The sequence below is a fragment of the Mesorhizobium sp. M1A.F.Ca.IN.022.07.1.1 genome, assembly GCF_003997575.1.
In the GTDB taxonomy this organism is placed as follows: Bacteria; Pseudomonadota; Alphaproteobacteria; order Rhizobiales; family Rhizobiaceae; genus Mesorhizobium.
Genome location: NZ_RZST01000666.1, coordinates 1 through 979 on the forward strand (window position 1 = coordinate 1; position 979 = coordinate 979).

1 protein-coding gene is annotated in these 979 nt (G+C 60.1%); it reads left to right on the forward strand.

Annotation, left to right across the window (positions count from 1 at the left end):
- A partial coding sequence (locus EOA75_RS33255; protein ID WP_164747777.1) for a universal stress protein occupies positions 1-817 on the forward strand: 817 nt, incomplete at its 5' end.
- Between the last annotated feature and the right edge of the window lie 162 nt (positions 818-979).

The window sequence follows — 979 nt, forward strand, 5'->3', positions numbered from 1 at the left end:
GTTCCTGCCGACCTATACCGACCCTCCCGCTCCCAAGGTTGTAGCAAATGCGGTGGCGGTAGCCAGGCAACTCGGCGCGGCCCTGGATGCGGCAGTTATCAACGTCGACATCCCGGACGTTTCCAATGCCTTGTCCAACCTCCTGCTCGACCTCCCGGCCAAGATCCGCGAGGTCAAAGCAGCCAGCCGAAACCGCGGCAAGGCATTACTGGAGAGTATCGCGGCCGAGGCCTCGCGGTGCAACGTGGCGCTGACGACACAGGAATTGAAGGCCCAGCCCGCGCTGATCGGAGAGGTCGCAGCCAAGGAAGGACGCTACTCCGATCTTTGCCTTGTGGGCTGGACGCGAGACAGCGAGCCCGTCCGGATGACTGCCGAGGAGGTCGTGTTCAGCTCTGGCCGGCCGAGTTTGATTTTTCCGGGCGATAGGGATGTAGGCAGTCTGGACCATGTAGTCATTGCCTGGGACGGCAGTCGCGTGGCTGCAAGGGCGATGGGTGATGCTATGCCGTTCCTGCAACGCGCATCAGCAATATCGATTGTGACCGTTACGGACGAAAAGGCTCTGCCAGGTCAGGATATTGCCGAACGTCTTGCACATGGGCTTGAGGCGCGCGGCTTGAACGCGAAAGCGGCGTCCATTCAAGCCGGCAAGAACGAAATCGGCATTGCTCTCCAAGAGCACGCCGTGAAGATCGGCGGCAGCCTCTTGGTCATGGGTGGATGGGGACATTCGCGTTTACGGGACTTCGTGCTTGGCGGAGCGACAGAAGGCCTTCTGTCAGATCTGCGCTTGCCGGTCTTGATGTCGCACTAGGTCGACGACCTTGGATCGCGATCAGGATCCGGTTTTGCGCTTTCATGGCGCCACTCGTTGCGTGACCGGGTCATGCTACGAGATTGCAACGCCGGACTGGCGGGTCTTAATCGATTGCGGCTTGTTCCAGGGTTCGAAAACCGAACGGGAACTGAATTACGG